At 40.7% G+C, this 17,315-nt stretch carries 14 protein-coding genes; 2 read left to right on the forward strand and 12 right to left on the reverse strand.

Features of this window, described 5'->3' with window-relative positions; all coding sequences use genetic code 11:
- Nucleotides 1-304: 304 nt before the first annotated feature.
- From OLM34_RS11160 to OLM34_RS11215, 12 genes are all read right to left on the reverse strand, one after another.
- On the reverse strand, nt 305-853 hold the full coding sequence (locus OLM34_RS11160) for a hypothetical protein (protein ID WP_006801264.1): 549 nt from the start codon (nt 851-853) through the stop codon (nt 305-307).
- Between the two features lie 31 nt (nt 854-884).
- Nucleotides 885-1,754, reverse strand: coding sequence for an RteC domain-containing protein (locus OLM34_RS11165; protein WP_006801263.1), 870 nt, complete (start codon nt 1,752-1,754; stop codon nt 885-887).
- Between the two features lie 159 nt (nt 1,755-1,913).
- Nucleotides 1,914-2,819, reverse strand: a complete 906-nt coding sequence (locus tag OLM34_RS11170; protein ID WP_006801262.1) for a phosphatase PAP2 family protein — start codon at nt 2,817-2,819, stop codon at nt 1,914-1,916.
- A 139-nt stretch (nt 2,820-2,958) separates the two neighbouring features.
- A complete protein-coding gene (locus tag OLM34_RS11175; protein ID WP_264407346.1) occupies nt 2,959-4,164 on the reverse strand; it encodes an acyloxyacyl hydrolase in 1,206 nt (401 codons plus the stop codon).
- A gap of 14 nt (nt 4,165-4,178) precedes the next feature.
- A complete protein-coding gene (locus OLM34_RS11180; RefSeq protein ID WP_264407348.1) occupies nt 4,179-7,322 on the reverse strand; it encodes an efflux RND transporter permease subunit in 3,144 nt (1,047 codons plus the stop codon).
- A gap of 5 nt (nt 7,323-7,327) precedes the next feature.
- On the reverse strand, nt 7,328-8,212 hold the full coding sequence (locus tag OLM34_RS11185; RefSeq protein WP_264407349.1) for an efflux RND transporter periplasmic adaptor subunit: 885 nt from the start codon (nt 8,210-8,212) through the stop codon (nt 7,328-7,330).
- Between the two features lie 56 nt (nt 8,213-8,268).
- On the reverse strand, nt 8,269-9,564 hold the full coding sequence (locus OLM34_RS11190; RefSeq protein WP_264407350.1) for a TolC family protein: 1,296 nt from the start codon (nt 9,562-9,564) through the stop codon (nt 8,269-8,271).
- 146 nt (nt 9,565-9,710) lie between these two features.
- A complete protein-coding gene (locus OLM34_RS11195) occupies nt 9,711-10,760 on the reverse strand; it encodes a DDE-type integrase/transposase/recombinase (RefSeq protein WP_264407351.1) in 1,050 nt (349 codons plus the stop codon).
- Nucleotides 10,761-10,765: 5 nt separating this feature from the next.
- Nucleotides 10,766-11,047, reverse strand: coding sequence for a hypothetical protein (locus OLM34_RS11200; RefSeq protein WP_264407352.1), 282 nt, complete (start codon nt 11,045-11,047; stop codon nt 10,766-10,768).
- A 67-nt stretch (nt 11,048-11,114) separates the two neighbouring features.
- On the reverse strand, nt 11,115-12,389 hold the full coding sequence (locus OLM34_RS11205) for a sensor histidine kinase (protein ID WP_462477277.1): 1,275 nt from the start codon (nt 12,387-12,389) through the stop codon (nt 11,115-11,117).
- Nucleotides 12,382-13,065 (reverse strand): response regulator transcription factor, encoded by a 684-nt coding sequence (locus OLM34_RS11210; protein WP_264407354.1) that lies wholly within the window; start codon nt 13,063-13,065, stop codon nt 12,382-12,384. The genes OLM34_RS11205 and OLM34_RS11210 overlap by 8 nt, the downstream gene beginning before the upstream one ends.
- Nucleotides 13,066-13,089: 24 nt before the next feature.
- Nucleotides 13,090-13,491, reverse strand: a complete 402-nt coding sequence (locus tag OLM34_RS11215) for an EamA family transporter (RefSeq protein WP_264407355.1) — start codon at nt 13,489-13,491, stop codon at nt 13,090-13,092.
- 132 nt (nt 13,492-13,623) lie between these two features.
- Between OLM34_RS11215 and OLM34_RS11220 the strand changes: the two genes are divergently transcribed.
- Complete coding sequence (locus OLM34_RS11220; protein WP_264407356.1) at nt 13,624-14,661, forward strand: glycosyltransferase family 9 protein; 1,038 nt, start codon at nt 13,624-13,626, stop codon at nt 14,659-14,661.
- Nucleotides 14,662-14,757: 96 nt separating this feature from the next.
- Nucleotides 14,758-17,112 carry a TonB-dependent receptor gene (locus tag OLM34_RS11225; RefSeq protein WP_264407357.1) on the forward strand — a complete coding sequence of 785 codons (2,355 nt, stop codon included), beginning with the start codon at nt 14,758-14,760 and terminating at the stop codon, nt 17,110-17,112.
- Nucleotides 17,113-17,315 lie beyond the last annotated feature (203 nt).

The following is a 17,315-nucleotide window of genomic DNA, read 5'->3' on the forward strand; positions in this document are numbered from 1 at the left end:
TTTTACAATATATAAGCTGTTTTCTTGGATATATGACAAAATGGTTGATTTTCGAAGAATTTGCTATCTTCTTAAATCACCGGATTTTGACCGGAAAGTGGGTGGACATGCTCCGGATTATCCATTTTGAAGAATCTCGCATGAAACGGGCAGTAGATAAGTAAGAATTAAGTGCTTAGATACACTTAGTTTTTCATGCTTTCAAATAACTCTGTTATCTATTTGCAAAGATAAAACTTATATATTAACTAGCAAAGAATAGAAATGGTTCTTTCTGCTATATAAATACATAATTTGCTTTAAATTATTCTTTCACCCTTTTTTTAGAATAAAACTTTGTTCCATCCGGTGAAAGGTAAAAATCAAATGTTTCGGTAGCCCTTTTATTGGTTAGTGGATCGTCGATTGTATAAGTACAGCGAACTACTATTGCCAATATTTCACTGGTATCTCTATTTTCGTATTTTGTAAGTTCGCCTGGAACACTTTTTTCAAGCGCATCAATCTGTTCGTTTGTTTTGTCAATGCTGGACTGATACGAATTTATCATCGTTCGGGAAAGTCTGCTGGCAGTTTTTGCTTTTTCAATGCTTTTGGTAAATACGCTGAGCGTTTTTTCAAGCGAAGCCGTCTGCCTGTTCCTCTCCGCATTAAAACTATCAGTGATGATTTTAATACTATCAGCAACACTTATCTGACTAATTTCTTCCAGTTTGTCTGCCTTAAAATTAAGGTCGATTTTTACACCTCTTTCTGTTTGTACAACGTCGGCAATCAACTTTTCATATTTGCTTGTCGTCCCTCCGCAGGAGAATAACAAGGCAAATAATGGTAATAAAAAGATTCTCTTCATATCCATATGTTTTTTAAGTCCGTTGCTACTGTTATTTATCTTTACCCTTATCTTTTCCGCCCGATTTGGTGTTATCCATCCGTTTGAGGATTTCTTCACGTAGGCGGTCGAGGAAAGGTGTCGGGTTGTTTCGGATGCGCATATCGTAGAAATTACGTGCGATATTGTTACCCAAGTCTATATTGAAAATGCTTTCAAAATAGGCCGCTATCTGTATCAGGGGGATTTTACCGTTATTAAAACAGCCTTCGGTATCTAATGCATAGATTAGTTCGATGAGATCGGTCTTACTTCCCGTCCATGTCAGCTTTACTTTAGGGAAAGAAGTATTGGTAGGTTTCTGCATATAATTATCCAACAAATCCAATTCGGATAGCAGATATACCTGTAACATATCATTAGCCATAATCTTAGCGACTTTAAAATCGGCATTGGTTGAAAACTGCGGATCACGTTCATAATAGAACGTTTCCAGATATTGTTCCGTATCGGGTTTGCCCCTTACAAAGTAAGCGGCGTCCAGATAAGTAGCTCCAGAGCGATAATAACGGTAAAAGTCCAGTATCTTATTGTTGAAGTCATGTATGGCATCCATTTTTACTTTCAGATATTCTTTTTGTGCTTCTAAACTGGCAACAGGACGGTGCATTTCAATATTATATACTTTGCGATAATAGATAAGATGACAAAATATCTTAGGTTTTACTTCTTTAAAGAAAAATATTTCTTCGTCTTCATCCTTAAATTTGTATACTATGATAAAATCCTTCAACTGGTCAAAAGTATTTCCTAAAACATGGGAAGCATCAAGGGATTTTCTTAGAATATTTTTATCCTCGGCTTCGATCTGCTGAATCTTTTGCCTGATCTCCTTTTGTAGTTTGTCTATAAAATTTATCATGATTGTAAATTGAAGTTCTTAATATTTGAGCCCACTTGAACAAGTCGAATTTAAGAAGATATAACGTCCTACAGAGGTTTTTGGAAAGGGTAAAATTTAGAAAATATACTTTTTAAAGAAGACTCATATCTTATAGACTTTATAAGTTTTACTTTTATTTTAAAATGTATATGCTAAACCTACTCCATATGTACCAGAACCAAAAGATGGTGCAATGACTAAGCTTTTATTACTATTCTTGACACCTAAAACATCATGAAATACCGGAAGGAGCATATAAGCTATTTCAACACTTAACATACCAATTCCAGCACCGGTAACGACATCGCTTATCCAATGTTTTTTATTCGTTACCCGTAAAACTCCTGTACCCGTTGCAATAGTATAACCGGCAATACCTATCCAGGGTGAAACATCTTTATATTCTTTGAATAAAATATGAGCGCCAACAAATGCAGTTGCCGTATGACCTGAAGGGAAAGAGTGCTTATTTGAGCCATCAGGACGTTCTATATTAGTCGTTCTCTTTATTGTTTGAACAGTAGCGAGCATAAGTATATGTGAGGTAGTCATAATAAACGTTCTGTCTCTGAAATTATGCTTTGCTTTTATTCCGAATAAATCCAAGCCATATACTGCTACTGCCGGAGCGAATTGGGAATAATCATCAATGTGAAGCGAACCCAAATAGTGTTCATGAATTTCATGATTTGTACTATGATCCAAATCTTGCAACCATTTATTTCCTCTTGTTAAAATGCCATATGATATTAATGCGGTAGGAACAATGAATTTAGAATAAGTCGAGTTAAATAGGTTTTTCTTCTGAGAGCCACTTATTTTGAATTTCACACTATTATCTGAATTTATAGAAAACTGATCTTCCAAATAAATAAAATCAGGTAGAACAAACTGATATTTGAGGTTTTCTTGGCTATGCAAAAGAGAATCATTTTTATATACGGTAGGTGATGCAATTAAAACTCTTATTGTATCTCCTTTTTGCGCATATATATTTCCCACTAGAAAAATGAAAAACACTAGAATAGCAGCTATTTGTTTCATATGTACAGTGATGTATTTTTTGTCAAATGTATAATGTGTATTTTGTAGAAAATTAGAATTTACAGGATCATTATATTTATTCTATATATCTACAAAAACAGCAGAGATTTTTGTGTTCACTATAATCAAAATTGATTTATTACTTCTTATTTCCATTTATTCTGTACCCGACACTCCATTCGATAAAGTCGGATACTCGAAATGAATAATCGCGTAAGGTGATGCCGACGAATATATTGTCGGTTATACTGTATTTCAAACCGATGCGTTGATGAAATATTGGTGTTTGATTGGTTGTTTTCTTTCGGTAAATGTAGCAGGCAGGTTGAAGTACAAGCGACATCCGGTTCATTACGAGTTCGTAAGAAAGAAACAGACTAATTTGCGCTTTATCTCCTAACGAGCCAGTAATAGGGTCGAAATCGTCCGAGTTAATAGCTTTTATGGCGACATCCTGCGCATTGGCGGTGCTGTTGTACACGTAGTTTGCTCCCAATCCGAATTTTGACATACGGCTTACGTGGCGGTTGAGGGTGGCGGTAAATCCAAAAACGGGGAAAAACAATCCTTCGTACTGTTCGATAATGTCGGCTTGCACAGGTTCGCTGAAAACAAGGTTTTTTAATCCCGCGAAAGTGGAAAATTCCCATTCAAAGTGCGGTTTGAACTCGGGTATAGGACGTTCGATAAATTCGGGGCGTTCCTGCAAATTATAGATTACGCTTATTTTTGGCGCGATGGTATTGATGCCAAAATTCGGAACTTTGAGCGCGCCGTTCGAAAAATGTGTCAATGTAAAACCCGCGTCCAAATCGAAACGCTTACTGATTGCAAAGCGGTAATTCAATCCCGCGTCGATGAAAAAGGCAAATGGCGCACCAATGGCTACGTTGTATTGGTTTGTCACGGGGTTAAACGACTTCCAATTAGTGGAAAGTCCGAACGCGAGCTCGTAATTGAACGACGAATTTTTCCAACGCGCGAAAGGGGCGTTCAGAAAGGCGTAGAGCGCAAAAGGACGTCCAATTTCGATGGAATGGTTGAAATCCGAAATATTGAGACCAACTCCCCATCTCGGATAGTTGAAGAGCTGTTCCCAAGCATTTTCACCTGTTGTTTGCATAATGAAACGAAGGGACATAGATTGATAGTCGTCCAACTGTTTAGCAGAGGCGTTTTGCCCTCTCAAAAAAATATTGGTCGGGAAAATATAGCCGTTCTGATAACTGACGGAAATGGATTTATTGCTCCAAAAGTTTTTCTTTGGCTCTGTGGAATCTGCCTGCGAGAAAAGAATTATCGGGATATTGGTCAATATAGACAATATCAAAATTTTTATTCCCATTTTAGAGCAATTGATTAATGTTTTGGATTCTTGTAGCTCAACAACATCAAACTCGGCAAAACCACCAACAGCATCGGCAGACCGACGATAAATCCACCGATGACGGCCACGGCAAGCGGTTGTTGCATCTGCGCACCCAAGCCGAAACCCAAGGCCAGTGGCATCAAGGCGAGGATGGCTCCGATGGCGGTCATCAGCTTGGGACGGATGCGAAGCGCGATGGCATAGTTGACCGATTCCACCACATCGCCTCCCGCTTTGCGGTTCATTCGGAACTGATGAACGGTAAAAATCGAATTTTCGGCGATGATGCCGACAATCATAATGATGCCCGTGTAGCTACTCACATTCAGCGGAATTCCCGTTATCCAAAGCGCCAGCAGACAGCCCGAAATGCTGACCACGGACACAAACAGCACGATAAAAGAGATTTTCCATTCGCGGAACAAAATCATCAGCACCGTGAACACCAACAGAATGGCGAGGCAGAGAATGGTTATCAGTTCGGTGAACGACTGTTGCTGTTGCGAAAAAGCTCCGCCATACGTAATGCTGTATCCTTGCGGTAAGGGCAGTTCGTTTTTTATGCGGGTTTGAATGTCCTGCATTGTCGAGCCCAAATCGCGTCCGTCCAAGCGAGCCGTAAGTGTGATGTCGCTTTTCAGGTTTTCACGCTTTTGCTCAATTTCGCCTGGAATTATCCGAACGTCGCAGAAAAACGACAGCGGTTTTGTCGAGCCGTCGGGCAGAAACAGCAGTTGCTTTTTCAAAATATCGGGATTGTTATCGGCAAATTTCAGTTTGCGCAACAGGATGCGCCTCATCTGTTCGCCATCCTGAATCGTCCCGATTTGCAATCCGCCATACATTGCCGACTGCACAGGGTTCGGTTCCACTAAATTCGGATTTTGCCCCAACGGAACGCCTCCCGTGTAGATGCTCAACTGCTCCTGAAAATCGGTCATACTGATGCCGTATTGAGCCAGAAGCGCCTGATTGGGATAAAATGCGATGGACGGACCAGCCGTTATCAGCCCATTGTCCATATCGGTCACGCCGTTGATGCCCGACAGTATGGTTTCGGCCTGACCAGCCAGTTTCTGCAAAGTGGCGTAATCGTTCCCGAAAATCTTCACTTCGATAGGTTGCGAGGTGCTCATCAAATCGCCCAACAAGTCGGAAATACGTTGTCCGAAACCGACCGTCATTGACGGAACGCTGTTGTTGATGGCCGTCCGCAACTCGGAAATAACTTCGGGCGTTGTTTTCGTCCGTGTTTTTTTGAGCTGAATCAGGTAATCGCCGTAATTGCTCGGCGCCGTTTTGAACGCCATTCCCAAACCCGTGCGTCGGCTGTACGTCTCCACTTCGGGATTCGCCATAATTATTTTCTCCATTTGCAGACACATCCGATTCGTTACTTCAATGTCGGTTCCCGAAGGCGAATGATAATCGAGCACGATGCTTCCTTCGTCAAGGTCGGGCAAAAATCCCGAAGTCAGGTGTTGCGAAGCGAACCACGCGCCCGAAACGATGACGAGCAAAATGGTAAATGCTATCAGCGGTTTGCTGTAAAGTTGCGTCAGCCAATGCACTTTTTCGGTGGCTTCGTCTTCGTATGATTCGTTGTTGTCCAGCTCTTTTTGTTGCAAATTCAAAGTGTGCGCACTCGGTTTGTAGCCAATCCACAGATGCAAAACAGGCAAGAGCAACCAGGTAACGAAGAACGAGGCGATAAGCGTCAACTGCATTGTGTCCGACAATTCTTTGAAAAAACTGCCCGCCAATCCGCTCATCAAACGAAACGGAAAATGGATGACAATCGTTGCCAATGACGAAGCAACCATCGCGGGAAACAAATCGTGGATGGATTGCTTGACCACATCGAATCGGCTTTTCTGCGGATTCTCCTCGTGCCCTCGGTATATCTGTTCGATAACCACAATGGCATCGTCGAGAATCAGCCCGATAGAGGCCGCGATGGCGCCCAACGACATTATATTGATGGAAATGCCCGCCAGATACAAGAGCAACAAACTGAATGCCAGCGTCACGGGAATGGTCAGTGTTACGACCAGACTCGACCGCCACGCCCGCAGAAAAAACACCATCACGATAAGAGCGAGGATAAGGCCTTCCACAATGGTGTGGATAACGCTTGTGATGCTGTCGTTCACAAACGCGCTTTGGTTATAATAGGGTTTCAACTCGTAGCCTTTGGGCAAGAGTTCCTTTATCTGCGCCACTTTGCTGTCCACATCGCTGGCAAAATTAATCAGGTTTACGCCAGGCTGTTTCACCAAATCTATCTGCACGGCTTCGTTGCCGTTGGCATTAATTTTGACGAATTCCTGTTGCTCGTCAATCTGAATGTCGGCAATGTCTTTGAGGCGGATGATGCGCGAACCGTCGTTTTTGACCGTCAGGTTCGAAAGTTCTTCGATGTCGTTGATGCGCGTGTCGGTAATCGACAGGTAGAGACGGCTGTAATTGGCCAGATAGCCGTTGCCCGAAACGAAATTGGTGTTGTCGAAAACCATTTTCAGGTACGAGGGCGTAATGCCCAGCGACGACATCTTCATCACATCGGGAATGACCACGAATTCCTTGTTTTTCCCGCCTCTGACCACCACATTACTGATTCCATTCACTTGCGAAAACATCGGGCGAAGCACCAGATTTCCCAGGTCGCGCAGTTCGATGGGGCTGTGCGTTTTGCTTTCCAAAGTAAAACCATACACGGGAAACAGCGATTGATTCATCGCTTCGGTGGTGATGACCGTTCCAGGCGGAAGGAAATTTTTTATCTCGTTGATACGGCTTTCCAGCTCGGTTTTGGTCGTTTTTATGTCCGTTCCCCAATTGAAAAACACATCCACAACGCAACTCCCGCGCCCCGTACTGCTTTTCACGGTCGTTACGCCCTGCACACGTTTCACCGCACTTTCCAACGGTTTGGTTACCGTTATCATCATTCTGTCAACGGGTTGCTGACCCGCGTCGGCAATAATCGTGATGCGCGGAAACGGCACTTCGGGAAACAGATTGGTCTGCATCTGCCTGTAACAATACGAACCCGCCAACAGTAATATCAGACCGATAAAGAGAATCGGGTTGCTGTATTTTTTGAAAAAGTTTTTCGACTTAGCTGTGTTCATATCGCTCACTTAATTATTTTTACCAAAGTCGAATCTTCCATCGCGTAACTTCCGTCCAGCACAATCCGCTCGGATGGCGACAACACGGGCGAAAGGATTTCGATGTTGCTTTTATCGCCATTTCCGACTTGCACTTCCTGTTTCACAGCCAGACTGTCGTTCGCTAGGCGCATTATCCAATATTTCTGCATCGAAACATCGCATTGCACAGCCTGCCTCGGAAGGATTTGCGAGGACGAAACGGAAGCCTTTTTCAAGATTGAAACCTTTGCAATCAATCCTTCGGGCAGAAAGCCGACATTCGCTTTCGCTTTATAAAGTTGCGATTGAGAAGCTGTGTTCATCGAAGCCATCGGCGAACCGATTTGTGCATTCAGCACTTTTCCGTCGGGCAATGTGATGGTGCAATTTTTCCCACCAGCCACATATTGTGTGTATTCGTACGGAACGTTTATCTCGAACACCAAACTGTTTTGGTTGGCAATTTCGCAAAGTATCGCGCCTTCGGTTACATAATCTCCGCCCTGCTGTTTTACCAATGTGATGATGCCCGATGTGGTTGCTTTGATGTCGATGATGCCCGCCGAATTGTTATCGTCCAAACCCAAGGCATTCCGCTCTTTGCTCTCCAATCGGAAAAGCGGTTGTCCTGCCTGCACACGGGTTCCCTGCTCCACAAAAACCTTGGTGACGAAAGACGCGATAGGCGCCCTGATGGTGCTTTTGTTCAGGTAAGCGGTCGTTGCCGAAAGGATGATGGAATCGTTGAATGTACCCTGTGACACCTGTGTGATGGTTACGGCGGTGCGGGGCTTCATTGTATCATTGTTATTTGGCTGATGAGAACAGCTTAATAAAATGAGCGGAATAAAAAATAATATCTTTTTCATACGAATATTTAATGGATTTTTCATTTTCAATTTTCAACTTTCACTTTTCAATTGTGTTACCAATTATAATAATTATAAGCATTAATCAACAGCAAGCGGTTTGCCTGCAACAGATAATAGTTTTCGACGGCCTGACTTCTGTTTTTCAGAACCGTGATGTAATTTATCACAGACAATTGTCCTTTCTGAATCTCTTTGTTGTAATCGCCAAGCACCTGATAATAGGACGAAAGTTGCTTTTGCAGAATGCCTATCCGCTCGTCGTAACCTTTCAGTTCGGACAAATATTGGCTTTTCCTCAAATCGTTTTGCAGGATGAAATTATCCCTGTTTATTGCCACCGTATTCAACTCCGCCTTGGTCTGATTGCGCGTGATGTGGCGTTGTTTGCCGTCGAAAATAGTCCACGCGAACGTAACGCCCGCGCTCATCCCCATATTTTTGAAAGTAGTGCTGTTGTATTGGTTTGTCCGCAATCCGCCATCGACAAACAGATTGACGCGCGGTTTGTACTGAATCTCCGAAACTGCTTGGCGAGCCATCAGATTGAGGCTGTCCAGTTTGTAACTTTCCAGAAAAGACGAGTTCGTAATTATCTCGTTTTTAATCTTCAAATCAATATCCGCAAGGTTGATAACGGCAGTATCCTTGATTCCGCAGAGGATATTCAGGTCGAGCAAATGGGTTTGATAGTCTTGCTCGTAGCTTCTTTTTGATTCTTCGTAACCTGTTTTTTCAATCGTAATCAGGTTGTAGTCCGATTGTTTCATCAGTGCCGATTGAGCTAGTTTGCGCACCACATTTTCCTGCTCGTTCAGAATCGTGAGAAGCGAATCGGCAAACGCGATTCGTTGCTTATCCAGCAGACACAGAATGTATTGGTCGGTTACCAAACGTTGCAGTTCGTGTGTTTGCAGATGGATATTGTTGCGACTTATATCCTGCGTTACCTGCGCCTGCTGTTGCGCAATTTTGTACGACGAACCAGCAAACAAAGGTTGCGTCCAGGTCAGCCCCGCTTGAAGACTTCCGCTACTCACGCCTTGGTTGTAGCCGTAATAATCGGTGGCGTTTTGCGGATTCAGTTGAAACTGAGTTTTCCCGTTGTCCTTAGAAATTATCGGCACAAACAGCAGATTGCCGTTTGCCTCCACTTTCGATTGGGTGTAAAACGCTTTCAGCCGTTGCGCTTCGTAAGCCGAAACCGTCTGCTGATTTTTGTAGTCGTTAATCAGCGGACTGCTCTTTATCGCGTGTTCGATATAATATTCCAACGAGTTTTGCGAACCCGATTGAGCATACAAACACAGAACAGACAGAAGCAAGGTGCTCAGAAAAATAATTTTCTTCATTATCGAATTTTTGCGACAAAGCTATGGTTCGATTTTGCAGAAAATTAGAATTTCATTTGTATTAGCCCGAAATAACCGAGCACTTTAATTGTATTTAATTTTTTTTATTACTTTTGTATCGGACAAGCTGATCCAATGGTGATATATTATACCGAAGGATTTATTAAGGGGGTGTTACTGTAAGTAATTGCCCCTTTTATCATTGACTGATGGGCCGTTTCATTTCTTCGTGGCATTGAGCCACTTGAAATGAGGACAAGCTGATCCTCAGGCTCCTTATTGCCCGATGGAATGTCATTGTTTTCTTTTCGCCGGCTTTCGGCGTACTTTTCTCTATATTCTACAGGAGAACAGTAATCAAGTCTATGCAATATCCAATCATAGTTGTAATTCTTAATGAATTGATCAATGCCGTTATAAGCCTCCTCGAAAGAAGAAAATGTTTCTATCTGCAGCACCTGTTCTTCCAGGGTGCGATGAAACCGTTCAATTACCCCGTTACACTCAGGAGAACGCACAAAGGCTTTGGACATCTTCAATCCCAAAAATTTCATTTCATTCATGAAATCAGCAGAATCATATTGTGACCCATGGTCACTTCTTAATTGTAGCTTCATTCCTTGACAAACATCTTTATATACCGAACCAAAGGTCTTTCGTACAGCAGCCCTAACTGATTCCATGGCTGCAAAACGATTGCCTTTTTTTGCAATATGCCATGAAATAACCTCATCGTTAAAGTGATCAATCACACCAAAGAACCAGTGCCACCCTGATCCATCAATCCAGAACTTCTTCCCATCTGTGGCCCACATAAGATTGGGTGCCTCTGTGATGATGGTACCATCATGCTCGCGTTTATTCGTCTTCCGGGGTCTCCTGTTGGGGCTAAGCAAGTTGTTTTCCCGCATGAGGCGGTTAACACGTGCCTTACCGGCAACCAGTGCGTTTATCTTCCTTTTCTCCATACGCTTTTTTACTTTTATATAGCCTTCTGCATTGAATTTACTCTCCTTAATTTCCACTTTAATCTCCTGTAATACCTCTTCATCCGTATGTTTGGGCTTCCTGCCACGCTTACCCGTTTTGGGAGTAGGGTTTTCATACCACGTGCTACTGCTGTAACTGACTACTTTGAATATCAATCGCTTCGGATAAGGCTTGCCGGTTAATGGGTAACGTTCGTTTATCAGCATGGAGATCATCTCTTTCTTAGTTTTGCTGCTAATTCGTTCTTTTTTTTTGTGAGTTCGAGCTCCATCTGCAATTGCCCGATCTTACGCTCGGCAGCACTCAGCTTTGAATCATCTGGTTTGCGCTTTAACCCATCAGTACCGCTTTCAATGAATTGGTCTCGCCAAAGATTAATATCGAACAGTGTGACTCCGTATTCACGAGTAATCAACTCCGGATCTTCTCCACGCAACAAGGATAAAACTATTTCAGCCTTGATTTTTGATGTGAAATTCTTCCTCTTTTCCATAACAGTTGTAAAAATAACTTTTATTTTTTACTGCTCGGTTTTTTTGAGGGCTAATATAATTAGAATTTCATTCTAGGTAAAAATTGACATAAAAACAATGAATTTCATCCTTGTAATTATACCTGACTTCCCAACCGTGCAGTTTGCAAATCTGATTTATGATTGACAATCCCAAGCCGTTGCCTTTTCGCTCTTCCGAAGTACGGCTGAATCGGCGGAAAACTTTTTCTTTATCCAACGGGGTTTTAGAACCGCTGTTGCCGATTTGAAATGTGTTGCCGTTTACTTCAATATGTATAAATCCTCCGCTATAATTGTGTCGGATAGCATTCGAAATCAGGTTGTTTATCAGGCTTTCCAACAGCACCTTGTTGGCGGTAATTTCCAACGCGTTTTGGATATTTGCCGATAAAGTTATTCCATTATTTGATGCCAATTCTTTGAAATACGTTAATTGGCGTTCCAACAATTGGCTGAAATCAATCGTAATCGTCTCTTTGAATTGTGAATTGTCGATTCTCGACAAAAGCAACAGATTTTTGTTCAGCCTCGTCAATCGGGACGAAACATCGTAGAGCGATTCTATGACATTCATTTGTGATTCGTTTAATGAATTGTCCTGCAACAGCAAATCGAGTTGCGATTGAAATACGGCCAACGGCGTTTGCAGTTCGTGCGAAGCATTTTCCGTAAATTCCTTTTGCTGTTTGTAACTCGCCACATTTTCTTCCATCAGCTTGGTGAGGTTGCCGTTCAATCGTGCAAACTCGGTAGTCGTCGTTTTCTCAAATTCGGGAATTTCCCCTTTTTCAAGGTTGAAATCTTCAATTTCGTTCAAGCTGTTGTAAAAAGGCTTCCACAAACAGCGCGACAATACGAACTGGATACCCAACAATCCGATGACGATAATAACGAAAAACAGCAGATATTGTACGCCGAGCATCCGAAACAAATCTTTCGATTCAATCATTGCAATCTGCGACATAAACACATACGGTTTCCCTTCGATGCTTATTTTGCGGTAATAAATGCGGTAATCGATTTCGTGGTTTTCGACATTGCTGAACAGCGATTTTTGGACGACTTTATTTAACGGATACGAATTTTCGTAAGGCAAAATCTTCATATCTTCGTTGAATCGGTTCCAATAGTCGATGTCCGAAATTTTCAACGTCGAATTATTGGTCTCTACAAAATGTTCGCTCCGAAATTTGATTAATTCGTCGAGGTCTTTCGCATAAAAGTTTTTCATCACGTAGAAAAACAGCGGAAAGCAACACATCATAACCACGCTTGTGAAAATCAGAAACTGTCCAGAACTTTTCGATAACAGGCTACGCATCTTTGTCCTCCCATTTATATCCCGTGCCGTAAACCGTTTTGATGCAGGCTTCTGCGCCCGCTTCGTTCAGCTTGGCTTTCAGGTTTTTAATATGCGCGTACACAAAATTGTGGCTGTCCAGCATATCGGCCATATCTCCAGACAAATGCTCCGCAATCGCGTTTTTTGAAATCACTTTGTTTTTATTTCCTATCAGAAACAACAGCAATTCGTATTCCGATTTTGTTAATATTATTTCGGTATTGCCGACATTTACGGTTTTTGCAAGTAAGTCAATTGTTATGCCGTTAGATGTCAGCGTATTGTTATGTGAAAATTGTTGCCGGCGCATCAAAGCATAAATGCGGACACTCAATTCAGGCAGGGGAAAGGGTTTTGCCAGATAGTCGTCGGCGCCAATTTGCAAGCCTTTTATCTTGTCGTCCAATGCACCACGGGCAGATATAATAATGATGCCACTATCGATTTTACGTGCTTTTATTTCCTCAAGGATCTTCAATCCATCTCCTCCGGGAAGATTTAAATCCAAAAGAATACAATCGTAGCTGTATAAATCGATTTTTTCCAACGCTTCGTCAAACGTAAAAGCCTGTTCACACAAATAATGATCGGATGCCAGATAAGTTCCGATGTTATTAGACAGTTCGCGTTCGTCTTCTATTAGTAAGATCTTCATATAATCTTTATTTATCCGTTAAAATTACCAACGCCCCCCAGCAATCAATCCTCCCCCTAACAGTACTTTCCAACTGACAGGTTCTTTTAAGATTATAAATGAAAGGAAGATTGTTATCACAACGCTCATTTTATCAATTGGTGCGACTTTTGACGCTTCTCCCAATTGTAAGGCCTTAAAGTAGAACAACCATGATAATCCCGTCGCGACTCCCGAAAGGACAAGAAAGCCCCAATTGGTTTTACTCAACTCTTTTACGCCTCCTAAACTGTTGCTTGCAATGACAATTCCCCACGTTATGAACAATATCACACAGGTACGTATCGCTGTGGCCAAATTAGAATCAACATCTTTAATCCCAATTTTTGCGAATATTGCTGTCAATGCGGCAAATACAGCTGATAGTATGGCATACCACTTCCACATAATTCCAGTTTTTATTCAAAATTACACATCCAATTCTGTAGAAATTTTGAATAATGAATCTATTCATATAATTCAAAATTTCTACAAAGTTACCGATTTATCTTTGAGCCGATTTCAAATTATAATTTTAATATGTTATTTAAAGGAAAGATCAATGGGATGAGAAGGCTCTTTATGCATTCTCTTACAAGGACTATAGGGCAAAAGGATGATATTATTGGTATGAATAATCTTGATATTGTTAATGTGCTAATTTGCAGGCCCAATAGCAGGCTGGGAAACCAACTTCTTACAACACCAATTATTCAGGATATATCAAGCTATTTCCCGAATTGCAAAATAGACGTATTTGTTCGGGGAAGTGCAGCTTGTGCAATATTAAAAAATTATCGGAATATTGATCGTATTATAAGACTACCTCAAAAGCCATTTCGCAATATTATTCAATATTTATATGTCTGGTGTAGTCTAAGGCAAAAAGAATATGATCTTGTAATAAATGTTGATTATGGATCTTCATCCGGCAAGCTTGCTACTAAACTATCTAAATCAGAAAGAAAAATATTTGGAGTGATGGATGAAAAATTAGCTACTATTTACAGCGATTATATGCATATGGCTAAAACTTCGGTCTATAACCTAAGAAAATCTCTTGGCATAGATCCCCCAATAAATACTGCAATTCCTACATTAGATATGAAGTTAGACTCCAATGAAAAGAAACGAGGACAAGGACTGTTAATTAATATCGTAAATAATAATAAAGCTACAATTTGTATATATACATATGCCACCGAGGCAAAATGTTATTCGGTAGAATGGTGGAGTCATTTGTATGGAATGTTAAAAGAAAGGTATGGACAAAATTATAATATTATAGAAATCTTACCGAAAGAAAATATCTCCCAGATAAATTTTGAGGCTCCTACTTTCTACAGTATGGATCTCCGAGAAATTGCAGCTCTGATAGCCAATGCTACTCTTTTTATTGGAGCAGACAGCGGTATAATGCATCTGGCAAGTTCGTCCGGAACCCGAACAATAGGATTGTTTTCTGTCAGTAATATGGATCGATATCAGCCATATGGAACAAAGAATGTGGGAATAAATACCAATAATAAAAGTCTTGAAGGCATCTTAGATATTATTGATACTTTTCTGACTTTATAATTCAAAACTTCTAAGTTCATGGTGTTTTTTTAACTTAAGAGATATAAAATGAAATCGAAATATTCAATCTTTATTTTATTTTTTTGTATTTACTCAATGTCTGTACAATCAGCTTCCAAAGGAGGCAATATGATAACAGGAGTCGTTTTAGAAAAAGAAACAAATACTCCAATAGAGTATGTGAATATAAGTGTTTATCAGGCAAAAACGGACAAATTCGTAACAGGAACGGTTAGCGATTCGAATGGAAAATTTGCGATCCAATCCCTTCCTGACGGCATATATTATTGTGTATTTAGCTATATAGGATATGAAAAACAAAAATCGGCATCCTTTACAGTCAACAAGAGTCAAAAAACAATTGATTTAGGAAATTTCTACCTGGTAACGTCATCGCAACAACTCAATGAAGTAGTTGTACAGGGTAGGCGTTCAACATATATACAAAGCATTGACAAAAAGATATTTAATGTAGGACAAGATCTGATGAGCAGTTCGGGATCTTTGAGCGATTTACTGCAGAACATACCATCGGTACAAGTAGATGTGGAAGGAAACGTAAGTTTACGCGGAAACGAAAACGTGCAGATTCTCATAAACGGAAAACAATCCACCATGATGAATGCCCGAACAAGAGCGGAAGTACTACAACAACTACCGGCCGGCGATATCGAACGAATAGAAATCATTACCAATCCTTCGGCACAATACAAGCCTGACGGTGTCAGCGGTATTCTCAATATTGTGATGAAGAAACAACGGAAAGTTGGGGTTAACGGAAACATAATGGCCAATATCGGGAACGAAGGTCGTTATAATGCGACAACCTCTATGAATTATAATACAGGCAAGATAAATCTCTATGGAAGCTACGGTATTCGTTTAGATCGTAGAGACCGAATAACACTGGACGATCGAATCAAAAATGACAGTATTTTGTCTTATATCTCACAACATACCGACAGTAAAGCATATCCGCTTTCGCACGTTATCCGTGCAGGCATTGATTGGAATATTGATTCTTCGAACACCTTACAATTGAGCGGTGCATATAATCATCGGGGTTTTTTACGCGAAGAAAATACCTTGACGACCAACAGGGACGATGCTGAAATTATAACATATAATGCGAACCGCTACCGGCACGATGACGAGAAAACCAATCAAGCGGAAGGCAATGCCGTTTATACCCATCTCTTTGGTGATAATAACGAACTTTCCGTAGATTACAGTTATTCAATTCTTGAGGGGTTAGAGGACAATCAATATACCACAAACATATATTCTACTACATCGGAAACAAAGGATAACTCACAGATATGGCAGGCATATTACCAACATCTGTTCAGAGTCACATATAACCGGACGTTTAACGACAAGATAAAATTGACTATGGGATACGAAATGGATGCTTTGCAGACTGATTTGAATTATCACTTCCAGAATCTTGAAAATGGAGTTTTTGTACCGGATATGCAAAAGACGAATGACTTTACAAATAATCAGCTAAATAATGCCATCTATGCAACATTGGAATATAAAGTCGGTAAGTTTGGAATGTTGATGGGCTTGCGTCCCGAGTTGATGAACATAAAATCCCATTTGTTCAGTTTGGACAGTATTGTGAGCAATAATTATTTCATGGTTTATCCTACGTTGCATACAGCCTACCAACTTAACGACAACAATGAATTGCAACTCAATTACAGTCTGCGCGTAAACCGTCCCGAAGCCGACGACATGAATCCGTTTCCTGAATACCAGAATCCGTTAAGCCTGAGAGCCGGAAATCCATATCTGCTGCCGGAGAAAATTCATTCGATAGAAGCGGGATACCAATGGCGGAAAAGTGCAACAACCATTTTAGGCACGCTCTACTACCGCTACACAGCAGACAAGTTGACAACGGTTACAAAGTATTTGGACAATTCTATTCTGTTGACGACAAAGGAAAATTTAAACTCAAGTCAATCGGCAGGTTTAGAACTAATAATAAATACGGACATAAAAAAGTGGATGAATATTAATCTTAGCGGTAATGTTTACTATGACCAGATAAATGCCGAAAAACTCGGATATGGCAAAAACAAAAATAATATCGCGTGGAGTTCCGCTTTGAATGCAAATTTCAATATTTTCAAGGGAGCCATGCTTCAACTTAATTCACGATATACATCATCCTCCTTACTGCCTCAGGGGAAACGGGAAGGAGCTTTCATCACCAATTTAGGTGCAAAATATGAAATCCCATCAACCAATTTATCCATTATGGGTACTGTTTCCGACCTGTTCAACACGTTCAAAAAAATATATACAATAGATACGCCCCAATTAAAGCAACGTATCGAACAATGGCGTAATCCCCGTATTTTTTATATAGGTATAATCTGGAATTTCGGTTCGAGTCAACATAACGACAAGCAAAATTTGAAATACGATGAGTCGCTTTAACAGGCTGTATTGAAAAGACATCGAAAAATAGTTCCATTTTTTACAGTTTAAATATGTTTTGATGAATTTCTAAAATTGAGTCTCCTCTGATAACCCCATTTTTCAAAAGTACGAAAAATTGAGATATTTCAGACGAGAGTTGTTTAAAAAATTATTTATTAGAGAGTTTACATTATTTTCAAAACATATCCATTTTTTAATGG

It is taken from the genome of Anaerorudis cellulosivorans (assembly GCF_025943985.1).
GTDB lineage: Bacteria > Bacteroidota > Bacteroidia > Bacteroidales > Dysgonomonadaceae > Anaerorudis > Anaerorudis cellulosivorans.